Below are 16,128 nucleotides of genomic sequence, written 5' to 3'. Positions count from 1 at the left end.
GTCCGTGTCCGCGTCCTCAGCGCCCGCGCCCCAGGCCGACCAGGCTGATCAGCAGCCTGCGAAGCCCAAGAAGAAGAACCCGATATCGAAGATCCCGTTCTGGGCGCAGATCCTCACCGGTCTCGTCCTGGGTGTCCTGCTCGGCTGGCTGGCCAACAGCCAGGACATCGGCTGGCTGGCCACCACCCTGGACACCGTCGGCAGCCTCTTCGTCCAGCTGCTGAAGCTGGCCGTCGCCCCGCTGGTCTTCTTCGCGATCTTCGTGTCGATCACCAACCTCAGGCAGGTCCAGAACGCCGCCCGCCTCGCCACCCGCACGCTGCTCTGGTTCATGATCACCTCACTGATCGCGGTCGCCATCGGCATCGTGATCGGCCTGGTCACCAACCCGGGCGCCGGCACCGGCCTCACCGCCGCGGACGGCAAGAAGCCCGAGGGCGCCGGCTCCTGGATCGACTTCCTCACCGGGATCATCCCGACGGACATCATCACGCCGTTCCAGGACCTGGAAGTCCTCCAGATCGTCTTCCTGGCGGTCGTCGCCGGCATCGCGGCCCTCGCCCTTGGCGAGAAGGCCAAGCCGGTCCTGAACCTGTCCTCCTCGATCCTCGAACTGCTCCAGAAGGCCCTGTGGTGGGTCATCCTGCTGGCCCCGATCGGCACCATCGGCCTCATCGGCCACGCCATCGAGGACTACGGCTGGAACCTGATCAGCAAGTACGCGACGTTCACCGCCGACATCTACATCGGCTGCGCACTGGTGCTCTTCGGCGTCTACCCGCTGCTGCTCGCCACGGTCGCCAAGGTCAGCCCGATCCAGTTCTTCAAGGGCGCCTGGCCCGCCATCCAGCTGGCCTTCGTCTCCCGCTCCTCGGTCGGCACGATGCCGGTCACCCAGCGGGTCACCGAGCGCCTCGGTGTCCAGAAGGAGTACGCGTCCTTCGCCGTGCCGTTCGGCGCGACGACGAAGATGGACGGCTGCGCCGCGATCTACCCGGCACTCGCCGCGATCTTCATCGCGCAGATCTTCGACGTGCAGCTGGGCATCAAGGAGTACATCCTGATCGTCTTCGTCTCGGTGATCGGCTCGGCCGCCACGGCAGGCCTCACCGGCGCGACGGTCATGCTGACCCTGACCCTCTCCACCCTGGGCCTGCCCCTGGAGGGCGTCGGCCTCCTGATGGCGATCGACCCGATCCTGGACATGATGCGCACGGCAACGAACGTTGCAGGTCAGGTCGTCGTACCGGTGATCGTCTCGTCCCGCGAGAAGATCCTCGACCACGACATGTACAACTCTGCGAGCGCGTCCCCGATCGACGACGACGACCACGAGGCGAAGCCCGCGGTGGACGTCGAGTCCAAGGAGCGCGAGCCGGTTCCCGCGTAAGCACCGCCCGCACCACCCTCGAAGGGCCCCCGGCCGAGCACCTCGGCCGGGGGCCCTTCGGCGCTGCCCGGACCCGTAGGCTTGACCGGGCGTCAATCGGGCGGGATGCGGCGGGGCGAAGGGGACAGGGCGATGGTGGGGGCCGACAGGGTGACAGCGGCGGGTGGGGCGGAGAGCGGGCCGGGGCGGGGGCCCGGGCGGGGGAAGCGGATGCCGCGGGCCGTGCGGGAGCAGCAGATGCTCGATGCCGCCGTGCAGTCCTTCGCACGGCTCGGCTACCGGGCCGCGTCGATGGATCAGATCGCGGAGCTGGCGGGGGTGTCCAAGCCCCTCGTGTACCTGTACCTCAACTCCAAGGACGAGCTGTTCACCGCGTGCATCCGGCGGGAGGCCAAGGCGCTCGTGGATGCGGTGCAGGCGGGGGTCGAGGCGGACGCGCCCGCCGACCGGCAGCTCTGGGAGGGGCTCACCGCCTTCTTCACGCACACCGCGCAGAACCCCGACGGCTGGTCGGTCCTGCACAGCCAGGCCCGTACGCACGGTGAGCCCTTCGCCGCCGAGGTCGCCGCGATGCGTGCGGAGATCGTCGCCTTCGTCACCCACCTGATCGGGGACGCGGCCCGTGAGGCCCGCTGCGATCCGCATCTCGCGGACCGCGAGGTGGCCGGTCTCGCGCAGGCGCTGGTGGGCGCCGCCGAGTCCCTGGCGGGCTGGGCCAACGACACTCCGGCGGTGACCGCCAGGGAGGCCGCCGCCACCCTCATGAACTTCGCCTGGGCGGGCCTGGAGAACCTGATGAAGGGCGTCAGCTGGTCCCCGACGGGCTCGGCGCGGGAGACGACATCGATGTCGGGGCCGGGCCCGCGCTGACGGCTGCCGTCCGCCTCAGCCGAGCAGCGCCGTCGCCGACCCGCGCAGGTGGAGCCTGCCGTCCGTGCCCCGCAGCTCGAAGCCGCCGTCGCCGGTCGCCGCGTACGAGACGCGGGCCGGGAGCAGCACCGGGGCCCTGAAGTCGGCTCGTACGTGGGCGGCTTCGGCGGGCTCCACCTCCGCCACGCAGCGTGCGAACGTCCACATCCCGTGCGCGATGGGCCGCCGGAAGCCGAAGGGGCGGGCGGTGAGCGGCGAGAGGTGGATGGGGTTCAGGTCGCCGGAGACGCGGCCGTAGCGGCGTCCCAGGTCGCCGGGGAGATCCCAGCGCGCGGTGGGGGCGGGGGCGTCCGGCGTGCCCTTCGGCGGGTCGGCCCGGGTGCGGGACGCGGTCCGCGCCAGGTACGTGCTCCGGGACTCCCACACCGGCTCCGCCGCGCCGCCCGGTACGTCGTCGTGTGCCCGTACCTCCGTCACCATCTCCACCTCGGTACCGCGCCGGTGCTCGCGCAGCCCGTCCGCGTACACCGTCACGTCCACCTTCTCGGCCGGGCTCAGTGCCCGCCGCTGAGTGATCTCGATGCCCGTGTGTACCAGCCCGAGCAGCGGCAGCGGGAAGTCGCGGGCCGCCATGATCCGCATGGCGAGCGGGAAGCCGAGGAGGTGGGGGTAGGGGAGCGGTACGGGTGCCGCGCGGTCGAAGCCGCAGATACGGGCGTACGGTGCGAGCTTCTGCGAGCCGAGCTGGACGCCCTTGCGTACGAGAGGCGGCGCGGAGAGTGGTGCCCCCGCGCCCGGGGTCCGCTTGAAGGGGGAGCGGGCGGCGCCCGCGAGGATGTGCAGCACCATCGCGCTCACGCCCCCAGCAGGCTCTGCCCGCACACGCGGACCACCTGCCCGTTGACGGCGGCCGAGCCGGGGTGGGCCAGCCAGGCCACCGTCTCGGCGACGTCCTCCGGCAGTCCGCCCTGGCCGAGGGAGTTCATCCGGCGGCCGGCCTGCCGGATGAGGAGGGGGACGGCGGCCGTCATCCGCGTCTCGATGAAGCCGGGGGCGACCGCGTTGACGGTGATGCCGTACGCGCCGAGGCCGGGCGCGAGGGCCTGCACGAGTCCGGCGACACCGGCCTTGGCGGCGGCGTAATTGGTCTGCCCCGCGTTGCCCGCGAGGCCGGCGACGGAGGAGGTGGCGACGATCCGTGCGCCCTCGCCGAGCAGGCCCGACTTCACCAGTGCCTGGGTCGTCCGTACCACCGACCCGAGATTGACGTCCAACACCGAACTCCAGTCCACGTCCCGCATGTTGGCGAGTCGACGGTCCCGGGTGATGCCGGCGTTGTGGACGAGGACGTCGAGTGTGCCGGTCGTCGTGGCGACGTGCTCGGCGATGCGTTCCGCCGCGTCGGGGGCGGTGATGTCGAGGGGGAGGGAGGAGCCGCCGACCCGTACCGCCGTGCGTTCGAGGTCCTGGGCGGCCTGCGGTACGTCGAGGCAGACGACGCGTGCGCCGTCCCTGGCGAGGGTGGTGGCGATGGCCGCGCCGATGCCGCGCGCGGCGCCGGTGACGAGGGCGGTGTGCCCGGCGAGGGGGTGGCTCCAGTCCGCGACGGCGCCGGATCCTTCGGTGAAGGGGCCGAGTTGGACGACCTGTCCGCTGATGTACGCGGATTTGGGGGAGGTCAGGAACCGCAGCGTGGACTCGGCCCCGGCGACGGTCCCGGCCTCCAGCCGCAGCAGTTGGGCGGTCCGCCCCTGCCCGAGCTCCTTCGCCAGCGAGCGTACGAAGCCGGCCAGGGCGTGCTGCACGGCAGCCTGTTCGGGGTCGTACTGGGACGGCCGTACGCCCACCACCAGTACGCGCCCGCCCGGCCGGACGGTCCGTACGACGGGCCGGAGCGCGGCGTGGACACCCGCGAGGTCCTCGACGACGGCGAGGCCGGTGGCGTCGAGCACGACGACGGCGGGGGCGGCGGAGGCGCTCACCACCTTCATGCCGGTACGGGGGAGGAGGTCGCGCAGGGCCTGTTCGTGGGTGGAGGGCTCGGCGGTGAGGTGCAGCAAGTCACCTTCGTGAAACGGCCGTTCGGGCGACCACCGCACCAGCTCCGCGGGCTGCGGAAGCCCCAGCCGACGGGACAGGACACGGCCGGGTGCGGTGCCCGCGAACCGTAGATAACGATCGGCCATGGTCGAGACTCCCTGGGCGGGGGAACAACCGTTCCCGTGAGCTGTCCCGGACCGTGTACCCAGAGAGGGGCCCGTTACCGGGGGCGTGGCGGAGGGCCCTGCGTCCCCGGCGCGCACGTGCCGGCGCGAGCGCTCACCGGGGTCCTACAGACTCCCGGTACGGCATGGAGAGAGCTGCTCGGGACGTCCGCTTGCAACCCGCTTTGACGACTGGGGCCGATTACCTGCCGGGGACTATTCAAGCGGCACTGCGCTTCCCCTTCTTTGCCCAGGCCCCTCCCACAATCATGTATCCCAGGAGGAGAAGTAGGAGACCGATTCCCACCGTCAACCTCATCGGGTAGGGCTGGCCTTCCATCCAGAGGAGGATCGGCCAGCACACCAGGCCGAGAGCAACAAGCCCTCCGAGGAATGCCATCAGTCGCCCAGAGTACTTTTCCATCTGAAGCCCTTCCGTCGGCCGCGGTGGGACCCGAAGCGGGCAATGTCCGGGACAGGCAGTCCGTTTGCCACGCACCCTTGCCCGCATCCCGCATCCTTCAGCGGCGTCGCCGTCCTCTATTGACGAGCAGCACGGTCAGCGGGCCGATGACGAGTCCAAGGGTTGCACCGATCAGGGCGAACGGTGAGGGCGCTCATCTTCGAGCCTCCGCTTCTGTTGCGGCGACTGCGTGAGCAGTTGGGTCAGGGTCGATGTCACACCCGCCACCGGCGCCACCGGCTTTGGCTGCTCCAGTGGCGCAGTCCCTCAGTGCATTCACCGGCCTGCACCTCGGCGAGACACCTGTCGACGTCCTGCCCCCCGTCCGTGTGCCGGAGTGTCAGCCGGATGAGCGCTTGCCCTTATTGACCCAGCCAAACAAGTAGACGATTCCCACCAGGAGCAGAACGATAAGAACGGCGCCGATCGTTATCCTGAGGCCACTGTTTGCTATCGCTGTCTGTGCCCAGTTCACAAAGAGCACGATCAACGCAGCTGCAAGTACAAGTCCACCGAGCGCAACTGCCATTCGCTGCTTGCTGCGTTCCATCAAATCTCCTTGCGAAATGTCTGCCCTGAGAGCACGTCGGCTCCGCCGGACGCAGTATCAATCGCGCCCCCACCGGCGCACCCTCCCACCGCACCTCCGAGGACTGGGCCGAAGACTCCGTCAGCAACGGTGCTGGTACCCCCCTCGGTAACTACGAGTGTCCACTCAGCCTCGGTCCCGGTGGACACTTGAAACAACTGCCAGGTGCCGCCGTCTCGCACGGCTGGCACTCCTCGATCAGACGGGTTCTTCTCCTGGCCGGTCGGGTCCTGGTAACCGTCGGCGTGACGGTACGGCTGAGTACGACTTGCCCCCGGTCGTCATGGAGTTGAGGGTGCCCGTGGGATCCCGGTTGAATCCCGTGTCGCGGGTCGGGTCGGTCTTGCGTGCGAGGCCGAGGGGGCCGTTGTGCAGGGTGGTGTCGCCGTAGAAGAGGCGCTCGGACTGGTTGGGGGTGGTCTTGCCGAGCGAGGCGGGCGGGGTGACTTCGATGGCGAATGTCGACCACAGCGCGCCGCACCCACCTCGGAATCGATCTGAAGGTCGGGCTGCACACTCCCGCCGAAGGTGCCGGTTTCCTTTGGCGCTGCGGGGCTATGCATGTCGAGCTACCTCGGCAAATGGCGTCCCGCCGCGCAGCCCGTACTGGGCAGGTTATTCGGAGGCGAACTCGGGCGCATCACGTCCAACTCGGTATCCACATGCCCCCAGTTTCGGCGGGGATTCACTGGTGACCGATGCGGCACGCTCCAGACTGCCCGTATCACCGCGTGCGGCACGAGCGATGTTCCGCGGCCCTAACTACGGGGTGGGGCATCGCCCGTACGGGAGACCTAGATCTTCTTGTTGATGATGTCGAGGTGGAGCACGCCTCGGCCCCTCAACCTGCCTGCCAAAGACTGGCCCTGGACCGTACGGTCCAGGGCCATAACAGCCGGGCTTCTTCAGTGGCCTTCTACGTAAGTTGGTCGATTGCGTAGAGGACTAGTCCGATGATTCCCAGTGCGACACCAATCCAGAGGGCCTTGACGGTCCAGTGCGAACTACGATGCGCAGTCATCCAGCATCCCCAAACCTGCTCCGGCAAATCCCAGTCCAGCGCCGATAGCGCCCCAAGCTGCAGGAGTGCTAAGACCGCCAGTCGCGGGGATCGATGCGGCCCCAGCGACAGTGGAGATCGCGCCTCCTACGAACGAGAGCCCTCCGCCTATGCATGAGAGAATGCCCAGTCCGCTGGGGTCAATGCGGTTGACGGGGTCGCCTTCGGCGTAGAGGTAGGGGTTCTTCTCCTGACCGGAGGGGTCCGGCGAGGTGAAGCGGCCGATGCGGGGATCGTAGTAGCGGGCGTTGAGGTGGTAGAGGCCGGTCGGGTCCTGGTAGCCGCCGGTGAACCGGTAGGGCTGGGAGACCTTTTCAGTGAACGTGCCGTCGACGCCTCGCGGGCTGTAGCGGTACTCATGAGCCTTCGCGCCCGTCTCGTCCGCGAGCGCGAGGACGGAGCCGAGTGCGTCGGTGAGGTAGTAGTACGACTTGCCCGCAGTCGTCATGGAGTTGAGGTTTCCGTCCGGGTCCCGGCTGAATTCCATGTCCCCGGTCGGGTCGGTCTTGCCTGCGAGGCCGAGGGGGCCGTTGTGCAGGGTGGTGTCGCCGTAGAAGAGGCGCTCGGACTGGTCGGTGGAGCCGTACAGGCCGTTGTACGTCTTGCCGGCGACCGTCAGCGCGGTCTGCTGGGAGTGGTCGGACCAGACGCCGCCGGTGCGGGCGCGTTCGGCGCCGCTGGCGCCTGCGGTTTCGTTGCCTGCCTTGTCGTAGCCCCATCCGGTGGTGGAGCCGGCGCGGGAGACGAGCTGGGAGGCGTCGTTGTAGGTCAGGGCGATGCCGGACGGGCAGCCCTTGGCCGAGCCCTGGGAGGTGAGGTTGCCTGCCGCGTCGTAGCAGTACTGGTAGGACGTGGCGAGCGTGGTGCCCTTGGTCTCCGCGGAGTAGGAGAAGCGGCCCGCGCTGTCGTACTCGTAGGTCTTCTTCAGGCCCATCACCCCGTCGGTGGCGGTGCGGATCTTCGTGCCGTCCTTCGTCGCCGTGCCGACGACGTAGGAATACGTGTACGAGGTGTTGGTGAGCGTGCCCTTGGGCGAGGTCGCCTTGATCAGGGTGGGCCGGCCGGACTTGTCCGGGGTGACCTCCTGCACGGTTCCGCCGGGGTAAGTGGTCTTCGTCCGCTTGTCGTTGGCGTTGTACGCGTACGTCGTCGACTTGCCCGCCGGGTCCTTCAGGGCGGTGAGGCGGTTGGCGGCGTCGTAGGTGTAGTCGGCCAGGCCGACCGGGTCCTTGTAGGTGTCGACATTGCCGGCCGGGGTGTAGGTCAGCTCGGTCTGGGAGCCGTCCTGGAGGATGCGGATCGTCTCGCGGGAGAGCGGGTCGAAGCGGTAGTTGATGACTCCGCCGTCGTCCGTGCGCTGCGAGAGGTTGCCGTCGGCGTCGTAGACGTAGGTGACCGTGGTGGTCGAGGAGGAGACCTCGGTGATGCGGTCGCGGCTGTCGTAGGTGTAGACCGCGTTGACGCCGCGTCCGTCGGTCATCGTCTCGATGCGGCCGGCCGCGTCGTAGGTGTAGGTGGTCTTGCCGAGCGGGGCGGGCGGGGTGACCTCGACGAGGTTGCCCTCGCCGTCGTACTTGAACTTGGTGACCTTGCCGCGGGCGTCGGTGACCGTGCAGCGCTGGCCCTCGAAGCCGCCGCAGGTCGGGGTCGCCTTGTTGTACGAGAACTTCTCCGTGCCGCCACCCGCGCCCGTGACCGCCACCGACTCGGTGTTGCCCGCCGCGTCGTAGGTGTAGTTGGTCTTCTCGCCGTCGGGGGTCTCCTGGTTGCCGGGGACGTCGATGCCCGACTTGGTGGTGTAGCCGCCCGCCAGCGCGGTTGCCCCGGTGGGGAGTTTGGAGGATGTGGGGTTGTTGCGGGCGTCCCACCCGTAGACGGTCTCGTTGCCCGGGGTCGTGCCGACCCCCATCGCGTCGGTGGCCGTCTTGACGTTGTGGTTCGCGTCGTACGTCGATGAGCGCGAGTGGCCGAGGGCGTCGGTGGTCTTGGTGACGCCGCCGTCCTTGTTCAGGTCGTAGGTGGTGGTGTGCTGTTCGGGGTCGGTGACCTTCGTCTTCCCCGACTCGTAGGTGTACGAGTAGGTGGGACCCGTGTGCGCGTTGCCGTTGAAGGCGGTGGCGCGTTGCATGGAGGTGAGGCGGTTCTGGGCGTCGTAGCCGAAGTTCGTCACCCGGCCGTCCGGGGTGGTGATCCGCGTCAGGCGGCGCGAGGAGTCGTAGTCGAAGAGCGTGGCCTTGCCGGCGGTGTCGGTGGTCTTCGTCAGATCGCCGGCCGGGTTGAGGTCGAAGACGGCGGTGCGGCCGGTGTGGTCCTTGGCCTGCCACTGTGAGGCGTCCGTCTTGACCAGGTCGACGAAGCGGCCCGAGCGGGTCTCGGTGAGCTTGAAGCCCTTGTGCTCCGCGCCCTCGTCGTGCTGGGTGACCGTGATGGTGCCGTTGTTGCGGTCGGTCACCTTGGTGAGGGTGCCGCCCGCGTTGTACGTGTCCTTGGAGCCGGACTTGCGGTCGGTGAGGGTGTACGTGCCGTCCGCGTTCTTCGTCAGGTCCTTCGAGTACCCGGCCGGGGTCGTGAACGTCCCGTCGGCCTTCTTCACGAACCGCACCGACGCGCCGGTCGCGTCGAACCACACGAACTCGGTGTCGGAGACCTGCGCGTAGCGCTCGTAACCCTGCCACCAGCGCTGGGAGACCTTGCCCCACGGGGCGTCCATCGAGTTGTACGTCCGTGACAGCTGCAGGCTCTGGCCCACACCCGCGACGTCGAAGTCGGTGCCGGCGAGCATCAGGTTGCCGGTCGAGTAGTTCACCCGCGCGACCAGGGAGTCGGTGATCCGGAAGTCCGAGATCTGGTGCCACGGCACCGCGCCCTGGCCCTTCGGAACCTCCGCGGCAGGCGGAGCGGCGGGGGCCGCCAGGCGGGCCTTCTGCGAGGAGTGGGCGCGCTGCTTCTGCGCGGCACGCCACGCGGCGCGGTCCTTCGACGGGGCCGCCTCCGCGGCCGGCGCCGGGGCCTTGTTCGTGCCGACCTTCACCGGCGGGATCGGCAGCTTCGCCGCGTCCTTCCCCCACACCGAGGACGCGGGCACCGGCGGCGGCTTCACCGGATCAGCCATCGCGGCCGGCAACGCGCCCGCACCCAGCGCCAACACCGACAGCGCCACGACCAACGAGCGTCTCGCCCGTACATGGGCATGCTTCTGCATCAACTTCCCCCACGGAAAGTCACTTACCGGTGGCCCCCTTGGTCACCGGAGGCACACAACTTCACACAAATTCCGCATGGAGGCGGGGCCGTGCCCCCATAAATCGAACGTAAGCCCGCAGAAATAAGCCCCTCCGCTTCAGGGGGAAATGCCACGACATCTCCCGAAGGAGCCCTGGCTTCCGCGGCGGGTCGGAAGGGGCGGGACCGAGGAACGTGGCTTGTCCTCACCGTTCGCAGGGGCAGCGATCTTTGCTGTCGGGAACAGTGGCATATGCGGGCTGAACCGTGGCGCGTCCGTTTCCAGACCACTCGCCGAGCGGGATCACGTCGCCGCACGCGTAGTGCACGGTGTTGTCGTACGTTGTCGTACGTGCCTGCCCGGGGGCCCCAGTGGTGCACGCAGGCCGCGTCGCGCGGGGCGCGGGCGCACAGGGGGTGCGGGGTGCGGGGGTGCGGGAACCCCGCGCCCCCGCGCAGTGCGTCCGGGTTAGTGCGGCGAAGCCCCGGGGTGGAGCGTGATGGCCGAGACCGGGCAGGCTCGGCCCGCCTCGCGGACCATCGTCCTGGCTCCGCCGTCCTCCATCCCCGGCAGTACCTCCGACAAGCCGTCGTCGTCCTGGGTGAAGACCTCCGGCGCCGCCAGCACGCACTGGCCGGCCCCGATGCAGACGTCCTGGTCGACCTCGATGCGCACCACCGTGCCGGCACCCCCGGCGGGGCCGGAAACCTCGGAGTCCACTGTCTCTCCCCTCACCACGCCACCGGCAGTTCCGGCAGTCCCTGAATCGTGTCTCCCGGCTTGCACGGGATCTCGTCCGCCGGTGCCCCCAGCCGCAGCCCCGGCAGTCGCCGGAACAGTGTGCTCAGCGCGATCTCCATCTCCGCCCGCGCCAGGTTCTGACCCAGACACTGGTGGATGCCGAACCCGAACGCCAAGTGCCTCTCCCCGCGCGCCACATCCAGCTCGTCCGGCGTCCCGTACACCGCCGGGTCCCGGTTGATCAGCGACGTCGCGAGTACCACCGCGTCCCCGGCCCGGACCGTCACCTCGCCCACCTCGATGTCCTCCGTCGCGAGCCGCGTCATCCCGTCCGCGATCGACAGGAACCGCAGCAGCTCCTCGCAGGCCGCCGGCACCCCCTCCGGGTCCGCGCGGAACCGTGCGAGCTGCTCCGGGTGTTCCAGCAGCGTGTACGTACCCAACGCGATCATGTTCGCGGTCGTCTCATGGCCCGCGATGAGCAGGATCTCCGCCAGGTTGACCAGTTCCTCGCGGTTCGGGAAAGCCTCGATCATGTCGTCCAGCAGACCCACCGGGAGCCCCTCCTCCCCGGCCTGTTTCCGCTCAACCAGATCCCCTATGTACGCGTCGAGCGCGTCCCTGGCCCCCTCGATCTCCTCCCGGCCGTGCCCGCGCAGCAGCATCCGGGACTTCTCCTCGAAGAACTCGTGGTCCTCGTACGGCACCCCGAGCAGCGCGCAGATCACCATCGAGGGCACCGGCAGCGCGAACGCCTCCACCAGGTCCGCCTTCGCCTCCGGCCGTGCCTCCATCGTGTCCAGCAGCCGGTCGACCGTCTCCTGGATCGCGGGCCGCAGAGCAGCCGTGCGCTTCATCGTGAAGCCCGGGATCAACTTCCGGCGCTGCGCGTTGTGCTCGGGATCGTCCAGGCCGAGCAGCTCGACCCGGCGCCGTTCCACCCCCTCAAGCCGCTTCTGGAACACCGGGAAGTCGGGCCGTTCCCGCGCCGACGAGAGCCGCTGGTCGGCCAGCAGCGCGCGCGCCTCCGCGAGCCCGGTCACCAGCCACACCTCGGTACCGTCGTAGATCTCGACCCGGGTGAGGGGCCGCCCCTCCTGGCGCACCGGGTCGTACCCGGGCGGCGGGGCGTACGGGCAGGTGCGGTCCTGCGGGAAGACGACAGGCGTCTCGGCCGGGGAGGCCGAGCGCGTTTCGATCACGGGCGACTCAGTCACGGAAAACCTCACAGGGAAGCGGAGGAACCTCTACCGATCACTTCCCACTAGATGCCTCAGGCACCTATGCGGTCTACGCGATGTTCAGCCAAATGGACCCGTCGGCCTCAGTTCCGCGCGTACGCGACGAAGGTGGCCCATGCGTCGGGCGAGACGCCGAGCAGGGGACTGGCGTCGGCGAGCTTGGAGTCACGGACGTGGATGGTGGTGGGGTGGGCGGCGATCTCGATGCACTGGCCACCTTCGCCGCTGCTGTAGCTCGACTTGCGCCAGTCGTAGGCGACTTCGAGGCACTGGCCGCCTTCGCCGTCGCTGTAGCTGGACTTGAACCAGGTGAGATGTTCGGCGTTCATCGATCTCCCAGCATCTTCTCGATAAAGGCCATCGACTCGGGTGGCCTGAGAGCCTGCGTCCGCATGATCGCATAGCGGGCTTCGAGCTCGCGGACCTCTTGAGAGTCGGTGATGAGACGCGGATGGCCCTGCGATTCGGTGTAGCCGACGTGCTTCTCGTTCTTGGCGACCAACAGTGTGAAGGCACCTCCGAGGTTGCAGTGCTCGAAGCGTTCTGTCTGCATCACCTGTAGCTGTACGTTCCTCGCCCGACCGACTTCCAATAGGTTGCGTAGTTGCTGACGTTGGACGTCGTACCCGCCGATGGGGCGGCGCAGCACCACCTCTTCGAGGATGAAGCTGAACTCGGGGGCCGGCCACTTCTGGAAGACCTGCTGCCGCGAGAGCCGGTCTGCCACGCGCTTCTCGATGGTTTCTTCGTCGAGCAGTGGACGGCGTTGTGAGAAGACGGCACGGGCGTAGGCCTCTGTCTGGAGCAGGCCCAGGATGGTCTGGTTGCTGTAGTCGTGCAGCTCCAGCGCCTCCGACTCCAGCTTGGCGTAGTTCCGGTACCAGTCCGGGTGCCGCGTTCGGTTCTTCTTGAGCGCCTCGACCACGTCAGGAACGGAGGCCTTGAACATCCCGTGCGCACCGAGTGCGTCATCGACCACGTCCAACAACTCCGGCTGCGGCGTCCGCACCCCCCGCTCGATCGCCGAGATCAGATCCGCGCCGAAGTTGACCGCCGTCGCCAACTCCGTCTGCTTCATGCCCCGGTGCTCGCGCAAAGCTTTGATCTGTTTGCCGAGTGCGCTGAAGAGGTGCGCGGTGCCGTCCTCCTGGGAGGGTGTTTCCGGGGTCGGTTCCTGTTCCGGATGCTGGATCACTCAGTGCCGCCTTCTGAGTCACGTACGACTTGCCGTACAACATGCGCCACGCACCCGTACAACTACCCACAGTCGCCGGGCCCCTCTTGGCCAGGGTAGGTCGCACCGACCACGCTCTGTCACATGAACACCGAAATCCCCGCTCCCGTAGTCGAGTTCGAGCAACTCATCCGTTCCACCCGTCGCGGCGCGCGTCTCGCCAGGTTGCTCGCGCAACAGCAACTCCAGGTATGGGGTGTGCCGTACGGGTGCGACTTCTCCGACGCGGTCACGTCGATCGTGGCCGAGCTGGCCGCCAACGCCGTCCTGCACGGTCATCTCCCGGGGCGGGACTTCGCGCTGCGTCTCGTACTGGACGACGTGCTGCGCATCGAGGTGTCCGACGCGCGCGGTGAGCGTCGGCTGGCCAGGCAGCCGGAGGCGCCGTGCGAGGAGGGAGGCCTCGGGCTGTTGCTGGTGGAGGAGCTGGCGGCCCGGTGGGGGGTCACGGAGCGCAACCCCGGCAAGACGGTCTGGGCGGAACTGCCGTGGCCGGGAACTTCGTGTCGCCGGTGAGCCGATGACTTTCGCGGCCCGAAGCGGTCTTACGGTGGTCGCCCGCGACAGGCCGCGAGGCCGCTCCGACCGTTCAGACCGTTCCGCCCGTTGCCAGGAGAAGCAGATGAGTCAGCTGTTGAAGGTGCAGAACTTCACCGTGTCGAGCGACGGCTTCGGGGCGGGGGAGAACCAGACGCTGGAGCGGCCGTTCGGGCACGCGGACCCGCGGGAGCTGATGGCGTGGGCGGGCGCCACGGCGAGCTGGCCGAACCGTACGGACGACGGTGGCACACGCGGTCTGGACGACTACCTCACCCGGGACTTCTCGCGGAACATCGGGGCGGAGATCATGGGCCGCAACAAGTTCGGCCCGCAGCGCGGCCCGTGGACCGACCACGAGTGGCAGGGGTGGTGGGGCGCCGAACCGCCTTTCCACACACCGGTGTTCGTGATGACCCACTACTACCGGCCCTCGTTCGCGCTCGGGGAGACGACGTTCCACTTCGTCGACGGGGAGCCGGCCTCGGTGCTCGCACGGGCCAAGGAGGCGGCACAGGGCAAGGACGTACGGCTGGGCGGCGGGGCGACGACTGTGCGCGAGTTCCTGGAGGCGGACCTCGTGGACACGCTGCACGTGGCGGTCGCGCCGGTGAAGCTCGGCGGCGGTGTACGGCTCTGGGAGTCGCCGGACGAGCTGCGTGACCGGTTCCACCTGGACGTGGTGCCGAGCCCGAGCGGGGTGACCCACCACCTGTTCTGGCGCAAGGAGCGGTAGCCGGGCTGTCTGCGGGGGGCCGGAGACTTGCTGCGGAGCTAGCCGGGCAGTCCCAGCTCGCCCGCGCGCAGGCCCGCCTGGAAGCGGGAGGTGGCCTCCAGTGTGGTCATCAGTTCCGCCACCCGCCGCCGGTAGGTCCGCAGCGAGAGGCCGAGCCGCTGTGCCGCCGAGGCGTCGGTGCGGCCCGAGCCGAGCGCTTCGAGGATTGCCCGGCCGTCGGCGTCGAGCTGCGGGACGTCGGCGCGCAGATAGGTTTCGAGATCGAGGGCGCTGTCCCAGATCGCGCGGAACAGCGAGTGCACGCCGTCGACCAGGTTCTGCGAGGTCGTCACCGTGTACTCACGGCCCCTCGGGGTCTCCGCACCGGCCAGGATCATCACCCGCCGGTCGATGAGGATCGTCTCGTGCGGCAGTGGGGACGAGCTGATCCGGACCAGTGCGCCCTTGCTCCGCACCAGCCGCAGGTGTGCGCGGTCCTGCTCGTCGACGAGCGCGAGCGGGCTGAGCAGCTTGCAGGTGGTGAAGTCGGGGGAGTCCGTGGCAGCCGCCCGGATCTGCACCGCGGCCCTGGCCTCGGGCTGCGACCAGGTGTCCAGGCTCCGGGCGGCACACAGGAACTCGGTCCGCACGGACCGGAAGAGATGCCCGGCACGCGCGACCAGCTCGGTGTCGCCCCGGACGGTAAACACCTGTTCGCTCTGCATGGCCCAAGTCTCGCAGGGGCGGTGCGGAGGTGACGGGCGGTGCGGCCTCGTCGGGTTGGGTCGGGTCGCGGTCGGGTCGCGTCGCGGTCGCGTCGCGTCGCGTTCGGTCGCGTCGCGTTCGGTCGCGACGCGTTCGGTCGCGTCGCGTCCGGTCTGGCAGCAACCTGCCAACGACTCGCCGGGCGCCGGGGCCTCGCGCAGCATGGCTCGTATGACGAACAAGACCTTCTCCCTCGGCGGCGACCTGACCGTCAACCGGCTCGGCTTCGGCGCGATGCGGCTGGCCATGAGCACCTTCGACGGCCCGGCGCGGGACCCGGAGGACGGCCTCGCGGTGCTCAGGCGCGCCGTCGAGCTGGGTGTGAACCACATCGACACCGCCGGGTTCTACAACAGGGGAGACGTACGGGCCAACGAACTGATCCGGACGGCCCTCTCCCCGTACCGCGACGGCCTCGTGATCGCCACGAAGGTGGGCCCGCTGCCCGGCCCGGACGGGTTCCCCAGCCGGCAGGCGACCCCCGACCAGCTGCGCGGTCTCGTCGAGGCGGACCTGCGCGCACTCGGGCTCGACCGGCTCGATCTGGTCCATCTGCGGGTGGGCGGGATGACGGGGCCCGGTGGCGAGTCGATCACCAAACGGTTCGAGGTGCTCGCCGAGCTGCGAGCGGAGGGGCTGATCCGGCATCTGGGAGTCAGCAACGTCGACGCGGCGCAGTTCGCGGAGGCACGGGCCGTCGCGCCCGTCGTGACGGTGCAGAACCGGTACGCCGTCGACGACGGGCTGCTCAAGGAGTGCGAGGAGGCGGGCATCGCGTACGTGCCGTACTTCCCGCTGGGCGGTGGCGGTGACCCGGTGGACGAGGAGCGCCGGAGGCGGTTGGAGGAGATCGCCGAGCGTCTGGGGGCGACCGCCGCGCAGGTCTCGATCGCCGCTCTGCTGGCGTCGTCGCCCGCGGTACTCGCGATTCCGGGCACCGGCTCGCTGGACCACCTGGAGGAGAACGTCGCGGCGGGGGAGCTCGACCTCACCGAGGAGGACCTCGCCGCACTGCGCTGAGGGCGGGTCCTGCGGGCCTCCGGTTCGGTGGCCCACAGCAGCGGGAGCAGCACCCTTCACCGGGTGGTGGCCCGGA

Annotated in this window: 14 protein-coding genes; 5 read left to right on the top strand and 9 right to left on the bottom strand. The window is 69.1% G+C overall.

What is annotated here, in order from left to right; genetic code table 11:
- Nucleotides 1–4 precede the first annotated feature (4 nt).
- The gene (locus ACIQM4_RS08955) at nt 5–1,390 is read left to right on the top strand and encodes a dicarboxylate/amino acid:cation symporter (RefSeq protein WP_401587931.1); all 1,386 of its coding nucleotides are present in this window, start codon (nt 5–7) and stop codon (nt 1,388–1,390) included.
- A gap of 210 nt (nt 1,391–1,600) precedes the next feature.
- Nucleotides 1,601–2,260: a TetR/AcrR family transcriptional regulator gene (locus tag ACIQM4_RS08950; protein ID WP_401587928.1), complete on the top strand. Its 660-nt coding sequence runs from the start codon at nt 1,601–1,603 to the stop codon at nt 2,258–2,260.
- 15 nt (nt 2,261–2,275) lie between these two features.
- Here ACIQM4_RS08950 and ACIQM4_RS08945 read toward each other — a convergent pair whose 3' ends face one another.
- From ACIQM4_RS08945 to ACIQM4_RS08910, 8 genes are all read right to left on the bottom strand, one after another.
- A complete protein-coding gene (locus ACIQM4_RS08945) occupies nt 2,276–3,109 on the bottom strand; it encodes a MaoC/PaaZ C-terminal domain-containing protein (protein WP_401588265.1) in 834 nt (277 codons plus the stop codon).
- A gap of 5 nt (nt 3,110–3,114) precedes the next feature.
- Nucleotides 3,115–4,446, bottom strand: a complete 1,332-nt coding sequence (locus ACIQM4_RS08940; RefSeq protein WP_401587926.1) for a 3-oxoacyl-ACP reductase — start codon at nt 4,444–4,446, stop codon at nt 3,115–3,117.
- Nucleotides 4,447–5,267: 821 nt separating this feature from the next.
- Nucleotides 5,268–5,477, bottom strand: a complete 210-nt coding sequence (locus ACIQM4_RS08935; RefSeq protein ID WP_401587923.1) for a hypothetical protein — start codon at nt 5,475–5,477, stop codon at nt 5,268–5,270.
- Between the two features lie 1,043 nt (nt 5,478–6,520).
- Entirely contained in the window at nt 6,521–9,778 is a 3,258-nt protein-coding gene (locus ACIQM4_RS08930) for an RHS repeat-associated core domain-containing protein (protein ID WP_401587920.1), read from the bottom strand.
- 489 nt (nt 9,779–10,267) lie between these two features.
- Nucleotides 10,268–10,474: a ferredoxin gene (locus ACIQM4_RS08925; RefSeq protein WP_401588263.1), complete on the bottom strand. Its 207-nt coding sequence runs from the start codon at nt 10,472–10,474 to the stop codon at nt 10,268–10,270.
- Nucleotides 10,475–10,530: 56 nt separating this feature from the next.
- Nucleotides 10,531–11,757: a cytochrome P450 gene (locus tag ACIQM4_RS08920; RefSeq protein ID WP_401587917.1), complete on the bottom strand. Its 1,227-nt coding sequence runs from the start codon at nt 11,755–11,757 to the stop codon at nt 10,531–10,533.
- A 107-nt stretch (nt 11,758–11,864) separates the two neighbouring features.
- Nucleotides 11,865–12,110 carry a DUF397 domain-containing protein gene (locus tag ACIQM4_RS08915; protein ID WP_401587914.1) on the bottom strand — a complete coding sequence of 82 codons (246 nt, stop codon included), beginning with the start codon at nt 12,108–12,110 and terminating at the stop codon, nt 11,865–11,867.
- Nucleotides 12,107–12,973, bottom strand: coding sequence for a helix-turn-helix domain-containing protein (locus ACIQM4_RS08910; protein WP_401588260.1), 867 nt, complete (start codon nt 12,971–12,973; stop codon nt 12,107–12,109). The genes ACIQM4_RS08915 and ACIQM4_RS08910 overlap by 4 nt, the downstream gene beginning before the upstream one ends.
- Before the next feature lie 126 nt (nt 12,974–13,099).
- On the opposite strand from ACIQM4_RS08910, the gene ACIQM4_RS08905 reads away from it, so the two are divergent.
- Both ACIQM4_RS08905 and ACIQM4_RS08900 read left to right on the top strand, forming a co-directional pair.
- Nucleotides 13,100–13,531, top strand: a complete 432-nt coding sequence (locus ACIQM4_RS08905) for an ATP-binding protein (protein ID WP_401587911.1) — start codon at nt 13,100–13,102, stop codon at nt 13,529–13,531.
- A 106-nt stretch (nt 13,532–13,637) separates the two neighbouring features.
- A complete protein-coding gene (locus ACIQM4_RS08900) occupies nt 13,638–14,288 on the top strand; it encodes a dihydrofolate reductase family protein (protein WP_401587908.1) in 651 nt (216 codons plus the stop codon).
- A gap of 38 nt (nt 14,289–14,326) precedes the next feature.
- Here ACIQM4_RS08900 and ACIQM4_RS08895 read toward each other — a convergent pair whose 3' ends face one another.
- Nucleotides 14,327–14,992, bottom strand: coding sequence for a DNA-binding response regulator (locus ACIQM4_RS08895; protein WP_401587905.1), 666 nt, complete (start codon nt 14,990–14,992; stop codon nt 14,327–14,329).
- Nucleotides 14,993–15,203: 211 nt separating this feature from the next.
- Between ACIQM4_RS08895 and ACIQM4_RS08890 the strand changes: the two genes are divergently transcribed.
- On the top strand, nt 15,204–16,052 hold the full coding sequence (locus tag ACIQM4_RS08890; RefSeq protein ID WP_401587902.1) for an oxidoreductase: 849 nt from the start codon (nt 15,204–15,206) through the stop codon (nt 16,050–16,052).
- Nucleotides 16,053–16,128: the final 76 nt, after the last annotated feature.

This window comes from Streptomyces sp. NPDC091272 (assembly GCF_044757485.1).
Classification (GTDB): Bacteria; Actinomycetota; Actinomycetes; order Streptomycetales; family Streptomycetaceae; genus Streptomyces.
The sequence above is the reverse complement of the archived record's forward strand: the minus strand, read 5'-3'. Positions and strand labels throughout refer to the sequence as shown.

Coding starts and splice junctions, on each gene's coding strand:
- ACIQM4_RS08950 (WP_401587928.1), top strand. CDS start 1,601: ATGCCGCGGGCCGTGCGGGAGCAGCAGATGCTCGATGCCGCCGTGCAG.
- ACIQM4_RS08930 (WP_401587920.1), bottom strand. CDS start 9,778: ATGCAGAAGCATGCCCATGTACGGGCGAGACGCTCGTTGGTCGTGGCG.
- ACIQM4_RS08905 (WP_401587911.1), top strand. CDS start 13,100: ATGAACACCGAAATCCCCGCTCCCGTAGTCGAGTTCGAGCAACTCATC.
- ACIQM4_RS08945 (WP_401588265.1), bottom strand. CDS start 3,109: ATGGTGCTGCACATCCTCGCGGGCGCCGCCCGCTCCCCCTTCAAGCGG.
- ACIQM4_RS08940 (WP_401587926.1), bottom strand. CDS start 4,446: ATGGCCGATCGTTATCTACGGTTCGCGGGCACCGCACCCGGCCGTGTC.
- ACIQM4_RS08890 (WP_401587902.1), top strand. CDS start 15,204: ATGACGAACAAGACCTTCTCCCTCGGCGGCGACCTGACCGTCAACCGG.
- ACIQM4_RS08915 (WP_401587914.1), bottom strand. CDS start 12,110: ATGAACGCCGAACATCTCACCTGGTTCAAGTCCAGCTACAGCGACGGC.
- ACIQM4_RS08900 (WP_401587908.1), top strand. CDS start 13,638: ATGAGTCAGCTGTTGAAGGTGCAGAACTTCACCGTGTCGAGCGACGGC.
- ACIQM4_RS08935 (WP_401587923.1), bottom strand. CDS start 5,477: ATGGAACGCAGCAAGCAGCGAATGGCAGTTGCGCTCGGTGGACTTGTA.
- ACIQM4_RS08895 (WP_401587905.1), bottom strand. CDS start 14,992: ATGCAGAGCGAACAGGTGTTTACCGTCCGGGGCGACACCGAGCTGGTC.